This is a genomic window from Neobacillus camarae (assembly GCF_054950115.1).
Genome location: NZ_JBUCKX010000002.1, coordinates 822,580 through 843,797 on the forward strand (window position 1 = coordinate 822,580; position 21,218 = coordinate 843,797).

Below are 21,218 nucleotides of genomic sequence, written 5' to 3' on the forward strand. Positions count from 1 at the left end.
AAAAAACTTTCATATGAGGAGCTGATGTTTTACATGAGTAAGGAAAACATTTTGGATTGGATTCAATGCCATCAGGAGGATTTTACAGGCATGGCCAAAAAAATCTGGGAGAACCCGCAGATTGCTTATGAAGAAACATTTGCGGCCGAATTGCAGATGGCCACGTTGGAAGAGGCTGGGTTTACGATTGTGCCCAACGCGGGCGGGGCTCCCACTGCGTTTGTGGCCGAATATGGTTCCGGCAGTCCAGTAATTGGGATTCTGGGAGAGTATGATGCCTTGCCGGGATTGTCGCAAACGGTCAGCACGGTACATACCGAGGTGGTGCCGAATGGACCGGGACACGGCTGCGGCCATAATTTGCTAGGAACGGCGGGAGTCGAAGCCGTCATGGCGGTAAAAGAGGCAATGAAATCAGAGGGGCTGGCGGGAACGATTCGGTATTATGGCTGCCCGGCGGAAGAGGTGCTTTCAGGAAAAACATTCATGGCGCGGGAAGGTGTGTTTGATGATTTGGATTGTGCGTTAACCTGGCACCCTGGGATGTCAAACTTTGTGGCCAATATGAGCATGCAGGCCATGGTTTCGGTTAAGTTTCATTTCAATGGGATCACGGCCCATGCCGCGGGAGCGCCGCATGCCGGCCGGAGCGCCTTGGACGCAGTGGAGTTGATGAATGTCGGCTCGAACTTTATGAGAGAACATATGCTGGATGGGTCACGTATCCATTATGTAATCACCAACGGGGGACTGGCGCCGAATATCGTTCCGGATCAGGCGAGTGTCTGGTATTACCTAAGGGCGGCAACCAAGGAGCAAGTGGACGATATGCTCCGCAGAGTAAAGAATATCGCGAAAGGGGCAGCGTTGATGACGGAAACGGAGGTCCAATCTGAGATTTTGGCGTTTGCTTATCAGACCCTTCCTAATGATGCGTTGAACGACGTGATGTATGAAAATATGAAACTGGCCGGGGAGGTTTGTTTTACGGAGAGCGAGAGGGAATTTGCTCGTGAGTTGGTCGGCACAGTTGATCCCGCCATCGTGGAAATGTCGAAGCGGCAGTTCGGCGGCCGCATGGAGGAGATCCTGCCGACAACGTTTGACTATTACAAACATATGAAGGGAGTAAGCGTCGGCGGTTCAAGCGATGTCGGGGATGTCAGCTGGATTACGCCGACAGGCCAGATCATGACGACCTGTGCCCCGGTAGGCGTTCAAGCCCATTCATGGCAGGCTACTGCTTCTTATGGCTCAACTATCGGATTCAAAGGTATGCACCTCGCTGCCAAAACAATGGCGCTATCCTTATTTGACCTATTATCAAATCAGGATCTTATTGACCAAGCAAGGGAAGAGTTCGCGGCCGTCACGAAAGGGAAGCCATACATTCCGGGAATACCGGAAGAAGTGGAGCCGCCGGTGGGGAAAATTGAGAAAACGCCAATCCCGGCAATTTAATAGATGGGGGAGTGATGAAAGTGGGGGGCTTGTCCCTCCACTTTTATTGTGTAAAATTTTTTCGATAATGTTCCGGAGAAGGAGAACCGTCACTATGATGACAATAATTCAATTTCTGGTAAAAGCATCCGCAGGTACCAATGAAACTTTTACTCAAATAAAATCGTATATGTACAAGTGATCGCAAGTGTTTATTTGAATGGAAATGGAATGAGGTTTAAAATTGGAGAAAAAAATTAGCTTCTGGAAAAGTCATGCCATGTACTTATTGCTGGTCTTCTTCATTGGAGCCATATGCAGCCTACTTCCAGAAGAATCGTATGTCATGTTTAGGATTAATATGGGAATATCTCTAATCGGTATGATGCTGGCTTATTATTGGTATCGAACGATAGAAGATTACCTACGGTATAAAGCATGGGTCTCGTTTCTTATGATTTTTTTATTAGGACTTTTTGCCGTGATACCATTGCTGAGGGCAACGTTTCATACATTTCTGTTTTACCCTGCTTTATTATTCTATTTGGCGATGCTTATATATTCCATGCTGGTCGCCAAAACAATTTTACCTGTATTACATAGGCTGATCAGTATCAAATCGGCTACCATCATAATGTTAGTTCTCTTCCTGGTTAATGTGATTTGCACCTTCACCGTAACAGCGGATGACCGCGTGATCTATCTCAGTTTACTAGATCAGTACGGTAACGGTATGTTTTTCTCTTCTCTCTTTTTTGGATGTGGTTTATTGTTTACCTTTTGTACCTTCGTTACTCTTGACAAATGGAATTATTAACATGAACATGGGGACGGTTCCCTTGTCCAGAAAAAGCCAAGGGAACCGTCTGAGAACACTGGAAGATACTTTCAAATAAATGGAAGGACTCAAATGAGGTTTCTATTGGACATTGGGTTAAAAATAACTGCAGGATGTACCCTATAGTCCCTCTAAGAGACATTTTTATTCAAAAACACAAGCAATGTGTCTAATATAAGTGTTCTATAGGACATTATGGATCTAAAAATAAACAAACTGTCCAATAGAGCTCCTGCCTATTTTTTCAGTAGTTTCGAACAGTCCCCCTGGACCTACCCTTTCCCCGCTTGGAATCCGGGGAATTTTGTCATTCCTCCATCGGCGAATATCGTGATTCCGGTTACGTAGCTGGCTTCGTTGGAGGAGAGCCAGGCGGCGACGGAGGCGATTTGCTCAGGTTTTCCGATGTAGCCCATAGGAATGAGTTTTTCGACCTCGGCTTTCTTTTTCGGATCGGCAAACTTCTCCGCATTAATCGGCGTATCAATGGCACCAGGTCCAATGCAGTTCACGCGGATCCCTTTTGGAGCAAACTCCAGTGCCAGCGTTTCCGACATTAGTTTGATCCCGCCTTTGCTTGCGGCATAATGAACGAAGTGCGGCCAAGGAATGACCTCATGCACACTCGACATATTGATAATCGAGCCTTTAATATGGTTCTCCACCATATAATCAATGGCTTCCCTGCAGCCGAGAAAAGCGCCTGTCAAGTTGGTGGCAATCACCCGGTTCCAATCCTTTAGAGACAAATCCTCTGACGGGACCTCGTTTTCGACCCCCGCATTATTTATCATGACATCAAGACTGCCAAAATGGGAAACCGCCGCATGGACCAGATGTTTGACATCTTCCTCCTTAGTTACATCTCCTTGAATGCCAATGGCGTCTCCACCAAAGCTTTTAATCTGGGCAATCATTTCTTCAACGGCAGGATCATCATCCTTATAAAAATTGATGACCACTTTCGCTTGTTCCTGCCCAAACCGGTAGGCCATCGCTTGGCCAATCCCTGTGGAGGCACCCGTAATCACAACCACTTTTCCTTTTAAATCCGGATACATAAAAAGCCTCCTATTTTTTAGTCAACCCTAACAGCACTCCACCTGCAATGATCAGGACACAGCCTACAATCATAAACACAATTTGCCTTTTCGATTTTTTTTCATGGAGGAGAAAAATCCCGCCGAGAGTGGAGATGATAATCCCGGTTTGGGAAAGTGAGAAGCTGGTGGCGACACCTATTTTGGGTATGGATAACAATAGCCCAAGGTTGCCCGCTGCCCACAAGATTCCGGTGAGTGTATTTCGAATGGCAAACTTATTAAACGGTTTGTGCCGGAAGGTGAGAAGGATGGCGCCAAACAGCATTCCAAAGGCTTGAGGCAGGATAGCCGCCCACCCATCTAAGTTAAACCATCTGACAATCACAACATAAGCCAAAAAGCCTGCGGTCGAAATTAGTAATAAGACATAGCCCTTTTTTGTGCTTCCGCTATTTTTCTCCCTATCTTCCTTATCTCGTATGGCTGTAAAAATGACTCCGACGATAATGAGAAGAATGGCCATCATGCCAATGATGATGACGTTCCGGGTTGTCCATTCTTTAAAAACAAGGACCCCGATGAGAGTGGTTGCGGCCAATTGCATGCCTGTCGAAAGAGGCACTGTTTTTGACACCCCTAAGTACTGAACCGTTCCAAGTTGGTTCCGTTGGCCGACTGCCCAAAAAATCCCCGAAAGAATGCCGATGATAAAGGTGAGCGTCGTAATGGGAGGGTGGACGATAAAAAATAATACAATCGAAAAAAGCAACGCCCCAAAGGTAATTCCTAACGTCTGGCTGTAAGCATCGCCGCCAAGCTTGACACTAACTAGAACAATGCTGCCCCAACAAAGGGCTGGTATAAGTGCTAATAAAATTCCGGCCAAATTCTCCCCCTCTTTCGAATATTCCTAAAGATATATTTACCAATATTTTGTGTTTTAACCCAAGGTGAGTGATCAGGGGGGAGGGATCTGCTGACATACTCAATGAAAGTTAAAAAGTCTCTATAGACCACAAGTAAAACGCTGTTGTTGATTAATTTAAATAAATCCCCCACGATTATGGCTCTGAAATCATGGAAGGCCCATGGGAGAGTGAATAGTAAAAAGGAAAATCTTGGGTAAAGGGGATGTTTGGAAAAATACCATGAGAATCGTCTTCGCCCAAAAGGAAGTTTTCTTTCCCATTTTTATAGTAAAAAGTTTTGCCTTTTCTTCATTTACCTTTGTAGATCCCTATTAAACTGCCACTTTTGACGGATGGTCATTTGTCGAAAAATACATTATTATGTCTATTGATGTAAATTAAGGAAAGGTAGGAAATTGTTGAAGTGAAGAAAAATCTAGTAACAGCAGCGGCCACGGCTGGGCTTGTCCTTACAGCTTTTGGAGCCACAGCAAGTGCAGAAGAACCCGCATATACCGTTCATCCAGGAGACAGCCTTTGGAAAATTGCCCAAACCAATCATTTGACTGTTAATCAATTAAAAGAGTGGAATGCTCTTACAAGTGATAAAATCTATGTAAATCAAAAACTTTCACTCACTTATACCGTAAAAAAAGGGGACAGTCTTTGGAAGATTGCTAAAGAAAATGGAACAACAGTAAGTGAGCTAAAACGCTTGAATGGAATGACTTCTGGTTACCTTCAAGTAGGAAAGCAATTGAAGATAGCAGAATCAGATGTAACGGATTCTTCTTATACGATTCAAAAAGGAGACACTCTTTCCGAAATCGGGGCGCGGTTTAATCTAACAGTTTCTCAGCTTAAATCTATGAATCAATTATCTTCTGATACGATTTATGCCGGAAAAACGTTAAATGTAAGCAGTGCAGGTGCCACTGAAACGACGCAGACAAATGTTGCTTCAACTACTGATGACGCTGCGGGAACTAATGGTACATCCGAGGGGAATACGGCGGTAACTTCTGACGCAGCAACCTCGGTGGTTTCAGGTACCGAAACAGATGCAGCATCAGGAACTACAACAGCTCCGGCAGCTACAGAAACAGCGACAGATGTAACAGCGCCGGCCGCTTCAAGTGGAACTACAACCGAAAACACACCAGCGCCATCAAGTGCGGCCACACCGGAAACGCCAAAGGCAGAATCAAGTGCCGGTACAACGGTAACAGCACCAAAAGTATCTAGTCCGTCTCCATCGGCGACAACACAAGACGACTCGAGTACAACAACGACGGTAACACCGCCAGCGACATCAAGTACACCGGCACAGGCAACCACACCTGCCGCTTCAAGTACAGCTAAAACTGAAACAGCACCGGCGGCTTCTAGTTCGACAGCAGCTGCTCAAACGCCGACAGCATCTACTGAAACAGCCCAAAAACCTGCTGCATCATCTGCTTCTCTCGTGGAAGATGTGATTGCCGAGGCGAAGAAATATATCGGTTCTCCATATAAATGGGCAGGAAACACTCCAGCAGGATTTGATTGCAGCGGCTATACAAAATATGTATTCGCCAAAGTGGGAATCACCTTGCCGCGAACCGCTGAAACGCAATGGAATGCAACTAATCCGGTAAGCTCACCAAGTGTGGGAGACCTAGTTTTCTTTCAAACTTATAAAGTCGGACCTTCCCATGTGGGAATCTATCTAGGAAACAACAAGTTTATTAGCGCAGCATCAACTGGCGTTGTCATCTCCGATATGACATCTACCTATTGGAAAACTAGATACCTAGGCGCAAAAACCCCTTATTAAGGGGGAAATTGAGACGGTTCTTGTGGCCAAAAAGGCTACTAGAACCGTCGCTGAACCTCATTTTGTAGTAGAAGAACCTTCCCCTGCTTCACGCACTCTGCTTTTGTTTCCGTTTCTCCCAATTGTTCTTTAATTCTGGTGCAGCATGAGGAATAACATAGGTTTCAATGACATAGTCGATGGCATCCTCGTTTACTAAGTTATATGTATTGAATTTAATCCTTTTATTATGGAGGGTTCGGACAATTAATATCTTGAATGAAAGTCCGGTCCAGTAGATATCTTTTATCTCATGAAAGGCTACTCGTTTTTTTCTGCTCTCAAGGTAGCCGTTTTCAACCGTCAATAGCACCTTGCCATGTAAAATGGCTGATAAAAGTTGAAATAATTTTGTGGCAAAAAATAAACCCCCAAAAATACCAATGGGGATGCCGGCGATGGCTCGTGAGATACTTGAATGAGGTACAATATAAAATAGAATGAAAAGCGAAGCAAGTGTCATAAGACCAATACCAGAAACCATACAGCCGGCCCAAAATTTTAAGTAGACAACTTCTACTTTACCGTTTGTCACTTTAATATTATTTGTCATATCTATAATCCATTTCTTTCGTAATTACCAAATTATAGTCAAATAAATATCTAACAGCAATATACCAAATCGTATATCCTTCTATTATCCTATTTGATTCCGGAGAAAAGTCCTAGAAATTAATAAACCACCCAAGGCGTTGAAAGCCGGGTGGTTCTGTAAACTTGTTCATCATGTCCTTGAAGCAGGAGCTTCATCCTTTAGCTTCACTGCCTCAATTAATAGATCGACGATATGGACGCCCCGCATTTTGGAGCTCAGTCCTTCTTTTTCGATGCCAAGTTGCATTTGTAGCAGGCAGCCGGGATTGGCGGTGACAATGGTGGTGGCCTGGGTGGCCTTGGCCTGGGTCATTTTGTAGTCCAGCATGACCATCGAGCTTTCCGATTCAATGATGTTGTAAATCCCCGCTGAGCCGCAGCAACGGCCGGCGTCTTTCATTTCCTTGTATTCTACGCCTTGGATTGATTGGAGCAAAGTCCTTGGGGCGGACTCCGTTTTCATCACATTTTTCAGGTGGCAGGAATCCTGATAGGTAATCACCTGTTGCGGGAGCTCCAATTTCACCTTTTCATGGAAACCAACCCTAACCAAGATCTCCGAAATATCCTTGATTTTTTCCGTGAACCTCTTAGCCCGTTCCTTCCACTGGGGGTCGTCCTTCAGCAAATGATCATATTCGACCAAAAAGGCCCCACAGCCCCCGGCATTCGTAATGATAAAATCCACCTGCAAGTCCTCGAAAGCTTGAATGTTTCGTTTTGCGAGATCCTTGGCGCCTGCTTTCTCACCGCTGTGCCCGTGCAAGGCGCCGCAGCAGGTTTGATTTGGTGGAATGACAATCTCACAACCGGCCATTTGCAGCAGCTTCATGGTGGCATCGTTGGTCTTCAGAAACATCGTATCCATCAAACAGCCACTGAAAAACGCCACCCGATGCACTTGCTGGCCAATCGCCGGCAGATGTTCCGGCCGATTTTTCATTTCCTTCATGGTTGGCACTTTAGGCAGCACTTTTTCCATGGCAGCCAGCTGATCTGGCAGCAGTCCCAAAAAGCTGATATTTCTGGCGAATGTCTGCAGGCCGGAACGCTGGTAAAACCCTAGCAGGCCCGTCACCGCCCGCATGCGGTTTTGGTTAGGGAATAACCCTTGAAACACGGTTTTCCGGACTACCCGCGCTGGCAGAGAATGCTTCTTGTTTTGATTGATGATATCGCGGGCTTCCTCGAGCAAATGCCCGTAATTCACACCAGACGGGCACACCGGCTCACAGGCCCTGCAGCCGAGGCACAACTCAAGGGACCGCTCAAAGTCTTCATCCGGTTCGATCACCTCGTCGACCACGGCCTTCATTAAGGCAATCCGGCCGCGGGGAGAATGCGATTCCTTGAAGCCTGATTCGATATAGGTGGGGCAGGATGGCAGGCAAAACCCGCAGCGCATGCAGTTTAATAGTTCATTTTCGTCCATCCGGGCTTTGAATTGTTCCTGGATTTTGGCTTGTTCTGTTGCCGTCGTCATCTTGCTACCACCACGCGTTTTCTTGTTTCCTTGGCAAACACCTTGCCCGGATTCATGATATTGTTGGGATCGAATGCCGACTTTATTGCTTTCATGGCGGCAATTCCTTCTTTTTTCAGCTTCCATTCGAGGTAAGGGGCTTTCATCTCGCCAACCCCGTGTTCACCGGTAATCGTGCCGCCCAATTCAATCGCTTTTTCAAAAATCTCGGCAAATGCTTTTTCGACCCGTTCCATTTCCTCGTAATTCCTAGAATCGGTGGCACAAGTGGGGTGGAGGTTGCCGTCACCGGCATGGCCGAACGTGCAAATGGTTAGCTGATATTTTTCGGTAATCTCATTAATCGCCTTGACCATATTGGCAATCTCCGATCTTGGAACGGTTGCATCCTCAAGAATGGTCGTTGGCTTTAATCGGGCGACGGCGGAAAGAGCGGCGCGCCTTGCCGTCCGTAATGCATCGGCCTCCGCTTCAGATGCGGCAATCGTTACCGACACCGCGTTTTCCAGCCGGCAAATTTCCGCAATTTTTTCGATATCCCGTTCGACCACTTCAAGTGGACCGTCCTGCTCAATCAGCAGAACTGCCTCTACATCGGTTGGCAAGCCGATTCGCGCGAAATCCTCCACGACTTTTAAGGTCGGCTGGTCCAAAAATTCAAGCGTGGCCGGAATGATTTTATTGGCAATGATTTTTGAAACTGACTTGGCAGCAGCGGCAAGATCTTGATAGTGGACCAGCATTGTTTTTCTTGTCTCTGGCATCGGAATCAGCTTCAACATCGCTTCGGTAATGATAGCAAGCGTCCCTTCCGATCCGACCAAAAGGCGGGTCAAGTCATAGCCGGCCACATCCTTGGCCAGCTTTCCGCCGGTCCGGATAATATCGCCATTGGGCATTACGGCTTCAAGGGCAATCACATAATCGCGGGTTACCCCATATTTGAGACCGCGCAAACCGCCGGAGTTTTCGTTGATGTTGCCGCCAATGGTCGAGATTTTCATCGAGCTCGGGTCAGGCGGGTAGAACAATCCCTTTTCCTCGACCCTATTAATCATATCCAGCGTAATCACGCCGGGCTGGACCGTCACGGTTAGATTTTCCTCATCAATTTCGAGGATATGGTTCAAATGTTTAAAAAGAAGGACAATCCCGCCTTGAGTGGGGCAGGTGCCGGCGCAAAGATTGGTTCCTGAACCGCGCGGGACAATTGGTACTCCATGTTCGCTGCAAACCTTGACAATTGCGGAGACTTCCGCCGTATTCCGCGGGCTGACAACAGCTTCCGGCATTGATTGGAAGTTAGGCGTGGCGTCATAGGAGTAGACCAATCGTTCCGTCTTGGAATCGGCAAAGTTTTCCGCCGTTACAATGTTAATGAGTTTTTCTTTTACTTCGTTGGAGAGCATCCTGTTTTCCTCCTGTTTGACAAAGAAGATTATGTTCTATGAATCTATAATATAAAAAAAACAGGTTCATGCCTGCTGTATTTTTAAAATTTATTATGAATTTTTTGAAAAATAGGTGTAGGAAGAAGTGCCGGTACATGAAAAGTTGCACTTTATATTGAACAAATAAATGGTCGTATGTTTCTCAGGACAGAACAAATCAAGTCAAAAACTATAATCCGCTTGGAAAGTATATAAAATCTACCAATCATTACATTCATTTTTAACAGGGGCGGCCAGTATCGGCAACCCCTGCTTAGACTACTACTCGGTCTAGTTATTTCCTTTTGGTTCTGGTGCCCCAACCACCGATACATTTACTAGATTCATATTCGGATAGTAGGAGGTTAAGATTTTGTCAAAACTTACTCCAGCTAAGCCCAGCTGGGAAGCACCGTATTGGCTCATCCCAACACCATGTCCGTTGCCGCCGCCATAGAAAGTGATTCCAGTTTGGTCATTAATCTCAAAGCTGAAGAAGGCTGATGGCAGGATAGAATAGTTTACTAATGCTGTATCCGTATAGTTGGTGCTTCCACCTTTTGCACGATATACAATTACGGCTGGTCCGCCAGTGAATGTTGCTTGAGGGCGAATCGTAAAGCGAATATTGTATTCTTTCACAATTTTATAGGTGCCTGTTGAACCTTCGATGACAAGCTCCATAATATTGCCGCCGTCACCGCGCTTTGCTACGTACATGTTTTTGAATTCACCGATACCAGCAACAGGTATTGGTTGGCTAACAAACTCGCCAGCTTCATTTTGGGTTAAAACAAATTTTGGATCAGCGCTATATCTTGCACCAATGTTTTTATTAATTGTGTTTGCCAGCTCTTGTTTGGAGAGACTAATCTTCCATCTGAAATATAAGGAAGTATCATCATAGCCTCTGTATGACAAGTTTTTGTAAAAATTAAGAACTTGCTCTTCATTGTGTGTATCAATTTGCAGCATCTTGGACGAGTCGCTTGGATCAAACGTATAGCTTTGGCCCAAAAGATATGGAGCCACTGTTCCAGGGAAAGAGCCATCGGCATCTGACCAAACCTGATGTCTGGAAGCTCCAAAGCCGCCGGAAGTGGAATAGTATCTGGCATCTACTAAGCTGCCATCATTTCCATACATAATTGTACCTTTTGTTTCTTGAACGGCTTGTGTGGTAAGAGCATTTTCAGCCGAGTTGTTATACACCTGGCTCATGACACTATCCAGTACAAAATAACCGTCTTTAGCGAATCGGTCACCGAGGTAATCACCCAATGCATAGGTTCTCGCAGCAACCGCTTGTGCTTTTAAAGCATTTAAACCAAAGGAAGACGGCATTTCGCTTGGCACCACCTGGTAAAGGTAATGCTCTAAGTCAACCTCGTTAATTAAGTGCAGCTTATTTCCCGCAACAGAAGTAATCTCAAAAGAGCCTCTATATGCAGGCGTAAAAGCAGAACTTCCTGAGCCTCTCTTAATATTTTCCACTTTTATCTTACTAGATTCATCCGTAGAAACGTAGATTCTATTTTTTGTAGAATATAATTCTGAGCCATCTGCCTTGGTGATAGAAACAGTGCCGTCAGCAGATTTGAATGTGATGACCTCATTGGCATCTGCCGAAACAGTGTGTTTTGCAAGCTTGTCCACAATTGTAAGACCAGTCGGTGAGCTTAATTGAATTTGGTCATGCTCCATTGAGCCGAAGTTTGTTGTCATAATTCCGACTCTCATGTTTTCGACCGGGGTAACCCCATCAAGAGTGATTTTGGTGATTTCACGATCGCCATTCACCTGAATGGTCGCATTCTCAGCGCCAACTCGAACGTCCGCAAGGGACTTTGGATATTGTTTGCCATTTACCCATTGTTGGATGGTGTAGTCTTCAGCAAGCTTTAAATTTCCTTGATACTCAAGCTCTATGGTTGATGCCGCTGCATTTTTTGCCATGATTTTTTCCGTAAAAGTCCTTTCAGGCTTTGCGGCGGAAACAGTTGATTGGCTGGAGAAGAAACTAAAAAAGAGAGCTGTCACAATCATAAGGATTGACCAGGCACTAACGACTTTTCTTGCACTTTTTATACGCATTTTATTCCTCCTGCTTTCACTTTTTTGGTGGCGAAGCTTTCAAAGGTAAAAATACCCAGTTACTAAAGACACCTCTCTTTCTATAAAATATTCATTCTATGATGTCTAAAAGTTAAGTATCTAACATAATATTTCAAATTAAATATAGAATATTTGAAATGGTGTTTCAATGAGCCTATAGTCCCAGTGTTCCTATTTTTTGACATTATTTTAAAATTTAATTTTATTAAACTAATAAATTATTTGAAATAATATTTTGAAAATGTATAATAAAGGTGTAAAAAACTTATGAGTTTTAGGAGTTTGATTGACATGTATGTACTTGGAATTGATGGTGGCGGGACGAAAACAAAAGGCGTCATCGCTGACCAATTTGGAACAGTTTACGCGAGTGCGGCCGTTGGCCCGACTAATCAGAATGGTGTGGAAATACAGGCTGTGGAAAGGGAACTGTCCGCATTATTTGCATCATTACAAAACCAGAACCCAAATGTATTTTCTCTGCTGCATACAGTGTTTGCTGGAATGTCCGGGGTTGACAGGCCTGAGGCAAAGGAGGTCATGAAAAAGCTTCTGGCAAAAAATCTTCCCGCCCATGTCAACATTATCGTCGATAACGATGCCGTAAACGCCTTGTACTCGGGTACATTGGGGGTCCCGGGAATCGTGCAAATCGCCGGGACCGGCTCCATCACTTATGGCATGAACGGGGACGGCGAACGGCAAAGGACAGGCGGCTGGGGCTATTTGGTTGATGATGAAGGCAGCGGCTATGACATGGGAAGGGCTGCCGTTAATGCTCTATTTAAGGCATTCGATGGAAGAGGTCCCGAAACCATTCTGACAAACATGGTCCTTGAGCATTTCCGTGTTCAGGAACCGCCTGAGCTGATTCCATTCCTCTATGAAACAGGGAAATCGAGATTGGCCATCGCGCCGCTCAGTCAATATGTTTCAACTGCCGCAGACCGGAACGATGAAGTAGCCAAACAAATTATCCAGCAGGCCGGCGGCAAAATAGCTCAATCGATCGGGAGTTTAAGCATAAGACTATTTAAGGACCATCCTGGGCCGATTCCAGTGGTCACGGTTGGCGGGGTCTTTAATCGGGCAGATTTACTCACACCCGCCATACAATCAAAACTGCAAGAAATGAACATAAAGGTTCATTTCATCCAACCGAAAATTGCTCCTGTATGCGGTGCTGTAATTGCTGGTTTGGCCAGCATGAATCAAGCAATCGAAACAAGCTTCGTAGAAAATATGAGGAACGTGTGAAATAAAAATACAAAACTGTTCAATTATTTGTGATTTTTTATTTCAAATTTTCTGGTATCTTGGTATAATGGAACTATCAAATAAAACGTAAAAAAATGAACCATCAGGCTGGGATAAAGGAGTGGCCATGGATGAGATATATACCATGGGATGTACAACGATTACTAGAGTTAGTCAATCTGTGGAACTCCAGTATTGGCGATCAATTCCCGATGACAGGGGAACTTTTTAAACAAAACAGCTTTGATGATGTCAACATCTTGCCGCAAGGATCGTTAATTGCGATTGACGACCATGAGCAAGTTGCTGGGTTCATTGTATCAAAGAGATTTAAAGAGAGAATCCCTATACAATTAAATGAAGAAACAGGCTGGATACAGGCTATAATGGTTCGTTCTAATTCTCGTGGTAAAGGCATTGGGAGCGCTTTATTAAGGGAAGCGGAGTCTGCCTTCAGGGAAAGCAACTGCAAGAAGGTGTTTCTAGGGCGTGACCCATACCATTACTTTCCTGGTGTGCCATTGGAATATAAGGAAACAAAAAAGTGGTTTGAACGAAGAGGTTATCTGGCCGCTGGCATAGAATCGGATTTAATCCATCACTATCAGCCAGATGATAAAAATACATGGCCGGAGCTTGAGAACGTTCAAATTTCACTCCTTCAAGAGCAGGAAAAGGAAGCCTTCTTGTCTTTCTTGCACCGATGTTTCCCGGGGAGATGGGAATATGAGGCCTATCACTATTTTCTTCGGGGCGGGAAAGGCCGGGAATTCGTCGTATTCAAAAAAGCGGGCGAAATGATTGGATTCTGCAGGATCAATGATGCCAATTCCCCTTTTATCGCCCAAAATGTGTACTGGTCGCCTCTGTTTAAGGAACCCTTGGGAGGGATTGGCCCGCTTGGAATTGACCGATCGGAACGGAAAAACGGATATGGATTAGCCATCGTTCAGGCTGCCGTTTTCTTTTTGCGAGAAAGAAAGATTAATAAAATCGTCATTGATTGGACAGGATTAACAGAATTTTATGGCAAGTTGGGTTTCAAAGTATGGAAAGAATATCAACAATATTTTAAAGACTTGTAATCCTTTCTAAGAGCAATCATAGATTCACCGTTATTTAAGTAACTTTGGAAAGGCGTGTCGAATGTGAATGTTAACATTACTAGCTTAACAACAGAGCAGCGAAATGAACGGTCACGTAATATTGATCAGCTTTCAACGCTTGAAATGATCGAACTGATGAATCAAGAAGACAGTACGGTCGCCACGGCTGTGGAAGCGGCATTGCCGCAAATCGGAACCGCGATTGATGCTATCTATCAGGCGCTGAAAAACAATGGACGTTTATTTTATGTCGGGGCAGGTACTAGCGGGAGGCTCGGAGTGCTGGACGCGGCGGAATGCCCGCCGACCTTTTGCACGCCGCCAGAGCTGGTGCAGGCAATCATAGCCGGCGGTGAACAAGCCATGTTTACGGCGGTTGAGGGGGCAGAAGATAATCAGGAACAGGGAGCAAAAGATTTGGAAAGCAGAGGCTTCAGACAATCTGATGTGGTTGTCGGAATTGCCGCAAGCGGAAGAACCCCTTATGTGATCGGGGCCCTGCAGTATGCGCGGCAGCTTGGGGCGTTCACCATCTCGCTCTCCTGTAACGCAAATGCAGAAATGAGCCAATATGCTGACCATAAAATCGAAGTGGTGGTCGGACCGGAAGTGTTGTCAGGCTCCACAAGGTTAAAGTCGGCAACGGCCCAAAAGATGGTATTAAACATGCTGTCCACCGCCACGATGATAAAGCTTGGCAAAATATATGACAACCTTATGGTGGATTTAAATGCGAGTAATTTAAAGTTAGTCGAAAGGGCAAAACGGATCGTCATGGAAATCACCGGTGTTCCGTATCAGGAAGCGGAGGAAGCCCTTAAGAAAACCAATCAAAAGGTAAAACCGGCTATTGTCATGTTGACAGCCGGGGTCTCAGTGGAGAAAGCATATGAACTACTCGGGCAAGCAGATGGTTTTACCCGAAAGGCAATCGAACTTGCCAAAGAAGGGAAGTAATCTGCATGAAAAAACATGTACTCGATTTTCTTCAAGCTGAAATCGACCAGGAACACATTCCTGGGGCTGCCATCCATATATCCTATCAAGGGGAAACCCTGCTGCAAGAAGCGGTCGGCTATCGGGCCGTTTATCCTGCGAAGGAGCCGATGCGGCCAAATACGGTGTTCGATCTGGCTTCCTTAACCAAACTCGTTGCGACACTGCCGGTTGTTCTCAAGCTAATGGAGGAAGGGAAATGGCATCTTGACGACAAGGTGGCCCGCTTCTTGCCGGAATTCGGGAAGCACGGAAAATCGGAGATTACGCTCAAACATTTATTGACCCACACTTCAGGCCTTGCCGCCCATTATGAATATTATCGTGAGAATCTGTCAACCGAGCAAATATTGGACCGGATTTATCAGGACCAGCTTGTGGCTGGCATCGGGGAAAAAGTGATTTATAGCGACCTTGGATTCATCACGCTTTACAAATTGATTGAAACGGTAACGGACGAACCGTTTGAGGAATATGTGAAACGGGAATGGTTTGAGAAGCTCGATATGCATGAAACAGGCTTCCGCCCCCGTTTTGAACGGGAACGATTTGCCGCGACAGAATTCAGTGAAAAGCTAAACGGTTATAAGCATGGGATTGTTCATGATGATAATACCGAAAGCATGGGCGGCATCAGCGGCCACGCCGGTTTATTTTCGACGATTCATGACCTGGCCCATTATGCTTCGGTGATTGAAAATGAGGGAGTTTTTAACGGAAAGCGCCTATTATCGAAGCAATCGCTGCGGATTGCCCGAATGAATTATAGTTCCTTCAGCCCAGAATTCAGGGGCTTGGGCTGGATATTAAAAAGCCCAGCCAACTCAAGCTGCGGCGACTTGTTTTCTGGTTCGTCCTATGGCCATACAGGCTTTACCGGAACGAGCATATGGTTTGACCCTGAAATCCGTCTGCATGTAATTTTGCTGACCAACCGGGTCCATTTCGGAAGGCAGGATCCTATTCTTCGTTTGCGGCCCAGGTTGCACAACATCATCCGGTCACATTTCAATTGACCAAGGGGGAAATCGATATGACCAAGAAAATTCACCTTATGCTGGTTGGCGCCCATTGCGGCGACGTGGAACTCCAAGCGGGTGCCATCGCCCACAAATACGCCAAAGCGGGACATGAGGTAACGTTATTGCATCTAACGGCCGGTGAAAAAGGGACACCGGCAGGATTGAGTGTGGAGGAGTATCGCGAACAAAAGATCAAAGAGGCTGAAAAGGCCGCTTCTGTGTTGGGCGCGAAAAGCATTACCCTTGATTACAAGGACGCGGAATTAAAGGATGACGATGAAACCATTTCCCGTGTCGCCACCATCTTCAGGAAGCTAAAGCCGAATGTGGTCATCACCCATTGGGAAAACAGCATGCATCCCGACCATGCCCTTTGTCCAAAAATTGTTCAAGCCGCGTGGTTAAAGGGTGCCCTGCCAGGCTTTGATCTCGAGGGGCTGCCGCCGCATTCTTTGACCAGAATGTTCCATAGCGAGAATTGGGAGGACATGGAAGGTTATATCCCCGATATCTATGTGGATGTGACCGATGAATTCGATACGTACCTTGAGGCATTATCCCAATATTGGTTCATCATGAATTCAAAGGATTTCCGTTATTACGATTATTATAAGGCACTTGGAACCATGCGGGGCTGCCTGAACCGGACCACCTATGCCCAAACATTGAAGTTTCCTACAGGAGCGAATATCAGAAGAGGACCAAGCATTCCAGGGTTTGATCTGTAAAAGGGGGAGCCAAATCTTGAATAGCAGTGAATTGCGTAAAAAGGCAGGCCAGCTGTTGGTCATAGGATTTAAAGGAACAACAGCTTCCGAAGAAATAAAGGAATTAATCAGAGAGCATCATGTCGGGGGGATTATCCTGTTCGGACGGAACATCGGGACACCCCAAGAAATTTTAAATTTGACTAATGAACTTCAAAGGGAGGCCAAGCTGGCAGGTCACGAAAGGCCGCTCCTCATTTGCATCGACCAGGAAAATGGGGTAGTCCGGCGGCTTGGCGAGGGAACGACGATCTTCCCTGGGGCTATGCTGCTCGGGGCGACCGGCCAGCCAGAAAATGCCTATCAGGTAGGAGTGGCTACCGGAAAAGAGCTAAAAGCGCTGGGCATCAATTGGAACTTGGCGCCCGTGCTCGATGTGAATAATAACCCTGAAAATCCGGTCATTGGGGTCCGGTCGTTTGGCGAGTCGGCCGAAATGGTCAGTCTATTTGGCAAAATGGCCATGAAGGGGATGCAGGACGCCGGGGTTATCACTACCTTGAAACACTTCCCGGGACATGGGGACACCAATGTGGACTCGCACCTCGATCTTCCCGTCATTTCCCATGGGTTGGAGAGGCTTCAGGAAATCGAGCTAAGGCCTTTCATCGAAAGCATCGAAGCAGGTGCCGATACGGTCATGTCCGCCCATGTGTATTTTCCGGCTATCGAGGATACGCCTGGCGTGCCGGCGACTCTTTCGAAAAAGGTCATCACGGGCCTTCTCCGCGAACAGCTTGGCTTCGATGGTGTGGTAACAACCGATTGCATGGAAATGAATGCGATCGCCAATACGATCGGAACAGCCGCCGGCGGGGTGGCCGCGATTAAAGCGGGTGCCGATTTGGTCATGGTATCCCATCTGCATCATTTGCAGAAAGACACCATCGATAAAATTGCTGCGGCGGTAGAAGCGGGAGAAATCGACGAATCGACGATAGATGCCGCGGCAGGCCGAGTTCAAAGATTAAAAGATAAATATATTCATTGGGATGAACTGAACCTTGATCAAGAGGCGACTGTTCCGGCAGTCGTTGGCTGCGAGGAGCATGGTCAATTGGCAGAAAAGATCTATCAGCAGGGTGTGACCGTTGTTAAAAACAACCATCTCTTGCCACTAGATCCCATTGGCGGGCAAAAGGTACTGGTGGTGTATTCGGAAAATAAATACACCATGCAAGTGGAAGATAAACGCTACTCGTCTATGCACCTGGGGCAAGCCATCAGGGAGTTTGATCCTGAAGCGGAAGTGGTGGAACTATCGAATCCGGCAACAGATGAAGAAATCGATAGCGCAACGGTAAAAGCAAAGGATTTTGATGTCATCATCATTGGCACGTTGACCGCCAAGCCAGGGGATTCTCAAGTTAAATTGGTGGAAAAACTTTACGAAACTGGCGTGCCGGTAGTCGTTGTGGCCACGAGAAGCCCGTATGATTTGGCGTATTTGCCTGATGTTCATGCCTATATATGCACATACGAATTTCCATACCCGGCCCTAAAAATGGCCGCCAAAGCAATTTACGGGTCCGAAAATGTGACAGGCCGGTTGCCAGTGACCATTCCCCTGTGATAGAATTTTTAGAAAATTCACCATAAATGTCTAATAATGGGGGAGAAACACCGGACTTTGTCGAAATTATACAGGTGTGAGGGAGGCCTTTAAACTTGCAGACACAAAATCAAAAGTTGGTTGTCGGGCTGATGTCAGGGACTTCTTTGGACGGAATTGATGCGGCATTGGTAAGGATTGCCGAGGATGCAGGGGATATTCAACTGAAACTTCTGCATTTTGCCACCATGCCTTATCCGGAATCGGTGCGGGAACAAATTTTACAATTATGCGACCCGAAACAAGCGCGGATTGAGGACATTTCGGCGATGAACATGCTGCTCGGCGAGCTGTTTGCGGATGCGGCCCAACAGGTCGTGACCGAAGCGAACAGGACGATGGACGAGATCGATCTCATCAGTTCGCATGGACAAACGATTTTTCACCAGCCGGAAGCAGTGGAAATCGCCGGCTATCCGGTGGCCTCCACCTTGCAAATCGGCGACATTGGCATGATTGCCGAGCGGACCGGCGTCACGACCGTGGGCGATTTCCGAACACGGGACATGGCGGCCGGCGGGCAAGGGGCCCCATTGGTGCCTTATGCCGACCACCTGCTATTTCGGAAAACAGAATATGGGCGTGTATTGGTCAACATTGGCGGAATCGCCAATATCACGGTGCTGCCGCCTGAACAAAGCGAAGCGAGGGTCCTTGCCTTTGATACCGGGCCTGGGAATATGATTATCGATGCCTTTGCCGGCTGGGCTACAAATGGAAAACAGTCCTATGACGAAAATGGCTCGATGGCAGCAAGCGGGCAAGTCGATGAACCATGGCTCGCCGAACTGCTATCACATGATTATTATAAACAAACAGCGCCGAAAAGCACTGGCAGGGAATTGTTTGGCATCGAGTACGCCAAGAAACTATGGGAAGAGTCAAGCCATCTTTCAGCCGCCGATAAACTGGCTACCATCACGGAATTGACGGCGTGGACAATTGCTTCCGATATTTCAAGATTAATAGACAGCCATCAAATAAAAGAAGTGTTTGTCAGCGGCGGCGGATGGCATAACCGTACGTTAATGAACAGCTTAAAAAGCCATTTGCCTGGAACCGTAACGATTGGAAGCACCGACGACCTCGGTATCTCAGGTGACGCGAAAGAAGCCGTTGTATTCGCCCTGTTGGGTTACCAGTGTTTGATGAAACGGTTCAACAATCTGCCGGCGGCTACAGGGGCAAAAAATGAAGTCATCATGGGAAAAATCGCTTGGTAATTGCGGCGATTGAATAAAAGAAAAAGAGCTGCTGAAGGGGGGCGAGGGCCGGAAACAAACGGTGATTAGGTGTTGCTGGGTAATGAAACATGAACTTATTTTATGATTGTCATTAAGGGGGAAAATCTAATGAAGAAGATGCTTAGCCTTTTTCTTGCCGCTTCATTAAGTGTGGGGACTTTAGCGGCATGCAGCAGTAATGAAAAAGAAGCTTCCAAAACCACTGACAGCGACAAAGATTGGACAGGCACCATTACCGTTTGGGATGGTCCGCGCTGGCCGGATGATAAAGATAATAAATACCACTGGATGGAGCAAAAAATTAAGGATTTCGAAGCGGAACATAAAGGCGTCAAGGTTGAGCTTGTTCAAGTTCCATGGGCCGAGCTTCCTAACAAGCTGGGTGTTTCCATTGCCGGAAAATCTTGGCCGGATATCGCGCCGGTAGATATTAGCGGCAGCGCGGTCTCGATCGACCAAATCGACCAAGGCGTTCTCGAATCCGTGGATAACCTGTATACAAAAGATGAATTAAAGGATTTCTATCCAAATGCACTTGATGCCTACACGTATGATGGCAAGTTATATGGTATTCCTAACTCCATGACCGTTCACACTATGCTGTTGAACCTTGACCTATTTAAAGAGCGTAACGTAGAACCGCCGAAAAATGGCGAATGGACTTGGGATGAGTTCCTTGATACAGCGGAAAAGTTGACGTTTGACCGCGATGGCGATGGCAAAACCGATGTATATGGTTTCTCCACTTACATCCTGCCTGGCTACTATGAAGCATGGCCATTCTTCTATATCGATGGCGGAAGTCCGTTAAATAAAGATTTGACCAAGTTCACTTTCAATGATCCTAAAGCGGTTAATGCAATTCAACGCTTGGCAGACCTGAAATTAAAAGACAAAGTTTCTCCTGAATCATCAGGCGGTGCAGACGTTGGCGGAACATTCCAAGCATGGGCCAATGCGCAGCAAAGAACGGTTGCCATGCAGCCTTGGGCCACATGGGCAATTGGTGCAGCACAGGGCAAATACCCTACCAATTTCGCGGTTGCTAACTACCCAACCGGCAAATCCGGTAAACCAGTTACGATCGGCGGCGTAGGCGGCTGGACCATGTTCCACCAAGAAGATGCCGGCAAGAAGAAAGTCGTTGGCGAATTCATGAAGTATATCAATACAACAGACGAACAATTCGAGATGGCCACCAAATATGGCACGTTCCCTGCACGGAAAAGCACGGCCGACAAGGATCCATATAAAGACAATCCACAAATGGCCCGCGCTCAAGAGATGTCTTCTCAAGCTGTCATGCTTCCACGCCATCCGGAATGGAAAAAAATTGATGAAGCCATCCAAACCGAACTTCAACTCGTGTTTAACGGTGAAAAAACAGCCAAACAAGCGATGGACGATGCCCAAAAGAAAGTCGATGAGTTCCTGAAATAAGCAGTAACCAACTTGGCGGGCCCATGCGAAAAGCAGGGTCTGCCATGTTTCAATCAAGATTGGGGGAG

17 protein-coding genes are annotated in these 21,218 nt (G+C 46.4%); 11 read left to right on the forward strand and 6 right to left on the reverse strand.

Features of this window, described 5'->3' with window-relative positions; all coding sequences use genetic code 11:
• Positions 1-33 precede the first annotated feature (33 nt).
• Both ACY8D0_RS11615 and ACY8D0_RS11620 read left to right on the forward strand, forming a co-directional pair.
• Positions 34-1,461, forward strand: coding sequence for an amidohydrolase (locus ACY8D0_RS11615; RefSeq protein WP_462410664.1), 1,428 nt, complete (start codon positions 34-36; stop codon positions 1,459-1,461).
• A gap of 223 nt (positions 1,462-1,684) precedes the next feature.
• Positions 1,685-2,257, forward strand: coding sequence for a hypothetical protein (locus ACY8D0_RS11620; protein WP_462410665.1), 573 nt, complete (start codon positions 1,685-1,687; stop codon positions 2,255-2,257).
• A 293-nt stretch (positions 2,258-2,550) separates the two neighbouring features.
• Here ACY8D0_RS11620 and ACY8D0_RS11625 read toward each other — a convergent pair whose 3' ends face one another.
• Positions 2,551-3,339: a glucose-1-dehydrogenase gene (locus ACY8D0_RS11625; RefSeq protein WP_462410666.1), complete on the reverse strand. Its 789-nt coding sequence runs from the start codon at positions 3,337-3,339 to the stop codon at positions 2,551-2,553.
• Between the two features lie 10 nt (positions 3,340-3,349).
• Positions 3,350-4,207, reverse strand: coding sequence for a GRP family sugar transporter (locus tag ACY8D0_RS11630; RefSeq protein WP_462410667.1), 858 nt, complete (start codon positions 4,205-4,207; stop codon positions 3,350-3,352).
• Between the two features lie 446 nt (positions 4,208-4,653).
• On the opposite strand from ACY8D0_RS11630, the gene ACY8D0_RS11635 reads away from it, so the two are divergent.
• Positions 4,654-6,045, forward strand: a complete 1,392-nt coding sequence (locus tag ACY8D0_RS11635; RefSeq protein ID WP_462410668.1) for a C40 family peptidase — start codon at positions 4,654-4,656, stop codon at positions 6,043-6,045.
• 88 nt (positions 6,046-6,133) lie between these two features.
• Here the strand turns inward: ACY8D0_RS11635 and ACY8D0_RS11640 are convergent, their stop codons facing one another.
• From ACY8D0_RS11640 to ACY8D0_RS11655, 4 genes are all read right to left on the reverse strand, one after another.
• Complete coding sequence (locus ACY8D0_RS11640; protein ID WP_462410669.1) at positions 6,134-6,637, reverse strand: DUF5381 family protein; 504 nt, start codon at positions 6,635-6,637, stop codon at positions 6,134-6,136.
• 171 nt (positions 6,638-6,808) lie between these two features.
• On the reverse strand, positions 6,809-8,161 hold the full coding sequence (locus tag ACY8D0_RS11645) for a (Fe-S)-binding protein (RefSeq protein WP_462410670.1): 1,353 nt from the start codon (positions 8,159-8,161) through the stop codon (positions 6,809-6,811).
• Entirely contained in the window at positions 8,158-9,570 is a 1,413-nt protein-coding gene (gene glcD / locus ACY8D0_RS11650; RefSeq protein ID WP_462410671.1) for a glycolate oxidase subunit GlcD, read from the reverse strand. The genes ACY8D0_RS11645 and glcD overlap by 4 nt, the downstream gene beginning before the upstream one ends.
• 312 nt (positions 9,571-9,882) lie before the next feature.
• Positions 9,883-11,685 (reverse strand): SpoIID/LytB domain-containing protein, encoded by a 1,803-nt coding sequence (locus tag ACY8D0_RS11655; protein WP_462410672.1) that lies wholly within the window; start codon positions 11,683-11,685, stop codon positions 9,883-9,885.
• 288 nt (positions 11,686-11,973) lie between these two features.
• Here ACY8D0_RS11655 and ACY8D0_RS11660 point away from each other — a divergent pair, with 288 nt between their 5' ends.
• From ACY8D0_RS11660 to ACY8D0_RS11695, 8 genes are all read left to right on the forward strand, one after another.
• Positions 11,974-12,963 carry an N-acetylglucosamine kinase gene (locus ACY8D0_RS11660; protein WP_462410673.1) on the forward strand — a complete coding sequence of 330 codons (990 nt, stop codon included), beginning with the start codon at positions 11,974-11,976 and terminating at the stop codon, positions 12,961-12,963.
• Positions 12,964-13,094: 131 nt separating this feature from the next.
• Positions 13,095-14,048, forward strand: a complete 954-nt coding sequence (locus tag ACY8D0_RS11665; RefSeq protein ID WP_462410674.1) for a GNAT family N-acetyltransferase — start codon at positions 13,095-13,097, stop codon at positions 14,046-14,048.
• A gap of 63 nt (positions 14,049-14,111) precedes the next feature.
• Complete coding sequence (gene murQ / locus ACY8D0_RS11670) at positions 14,112-15,026, forward strand: N-acetylmuramic acid 6-phosphate etherase (RefSeq protein ID WP_462410675.1); 915 nt, start codon at positions 14,112-14,114, stop codon at positions 15,024-15,026.
• Positions 15,027-15,031: 5 nt separating this feature from the next.
• Positions 15,032-16,081 (forward strand): serine hydrolase domain-containing protein, encoded by a 1,050-nt coding sequence (locus tag ACY8D0_RS11675; RefSeq protein ID WP_462410676.1) that lies wholly within the window; start codon positions 15,032-15,034, stop codon positions 16,079-16,081.
• Between the two features lie 17 nt (positions 16,082-16,098).
• Positions 16,099-16,815, forward strand: a complete 717-nt coding sequence (locus tag ACY8D0_RS11680; protein ID WP_462410677.1) for a PIG-L deacetylase family protein — start codon at positions 16,099-16,101, stop codon at positions 16,813-16,815.
• Between the two features lie 16 nt (positions 16,816-16,831).
• Positions 16,832-18,427 carry a beta-N-acetylhexosaminidase gene (gene nagZ, locus ACY8D0_RS11685; protein WP_462410678.1) on the forward strand — a complete coding sequence of 532 codons (1,596 nt, stop codon included), beginning with the start codon at positions 16,832-16,834 and terminating at the stop codon, positions 18,425-18,427.
• A 95-nt stretch (positions 18,428-18,522) separates the two neighbouring features.
• A complete protein-coding gene (locus ACY8D0_RS11690) occupies positions 18,523-19,689 on the forward strand; it encodes an anhydro-N-acetylmuramic acid kinase (RefSeq protein WP_462410679.1) in 1,167 nt (388 codons plus the stop codon).
• Between the two features lie 129 nt (positions 19,690-19,818).
• Positions 19,819-21,150 (forward strand): ABC transporter substrate-binding protein, encoded by a 1,332-nt coding sequence (locus tag ACY8D0_RS11695; protein ID WP_462410680.1) that lies wholly within the window; start codon positions 19,819-19,821, stop codon positions 21,148-21,150.
• Positions 21,151-21,218: the final 68 nt, after the last annotated feature.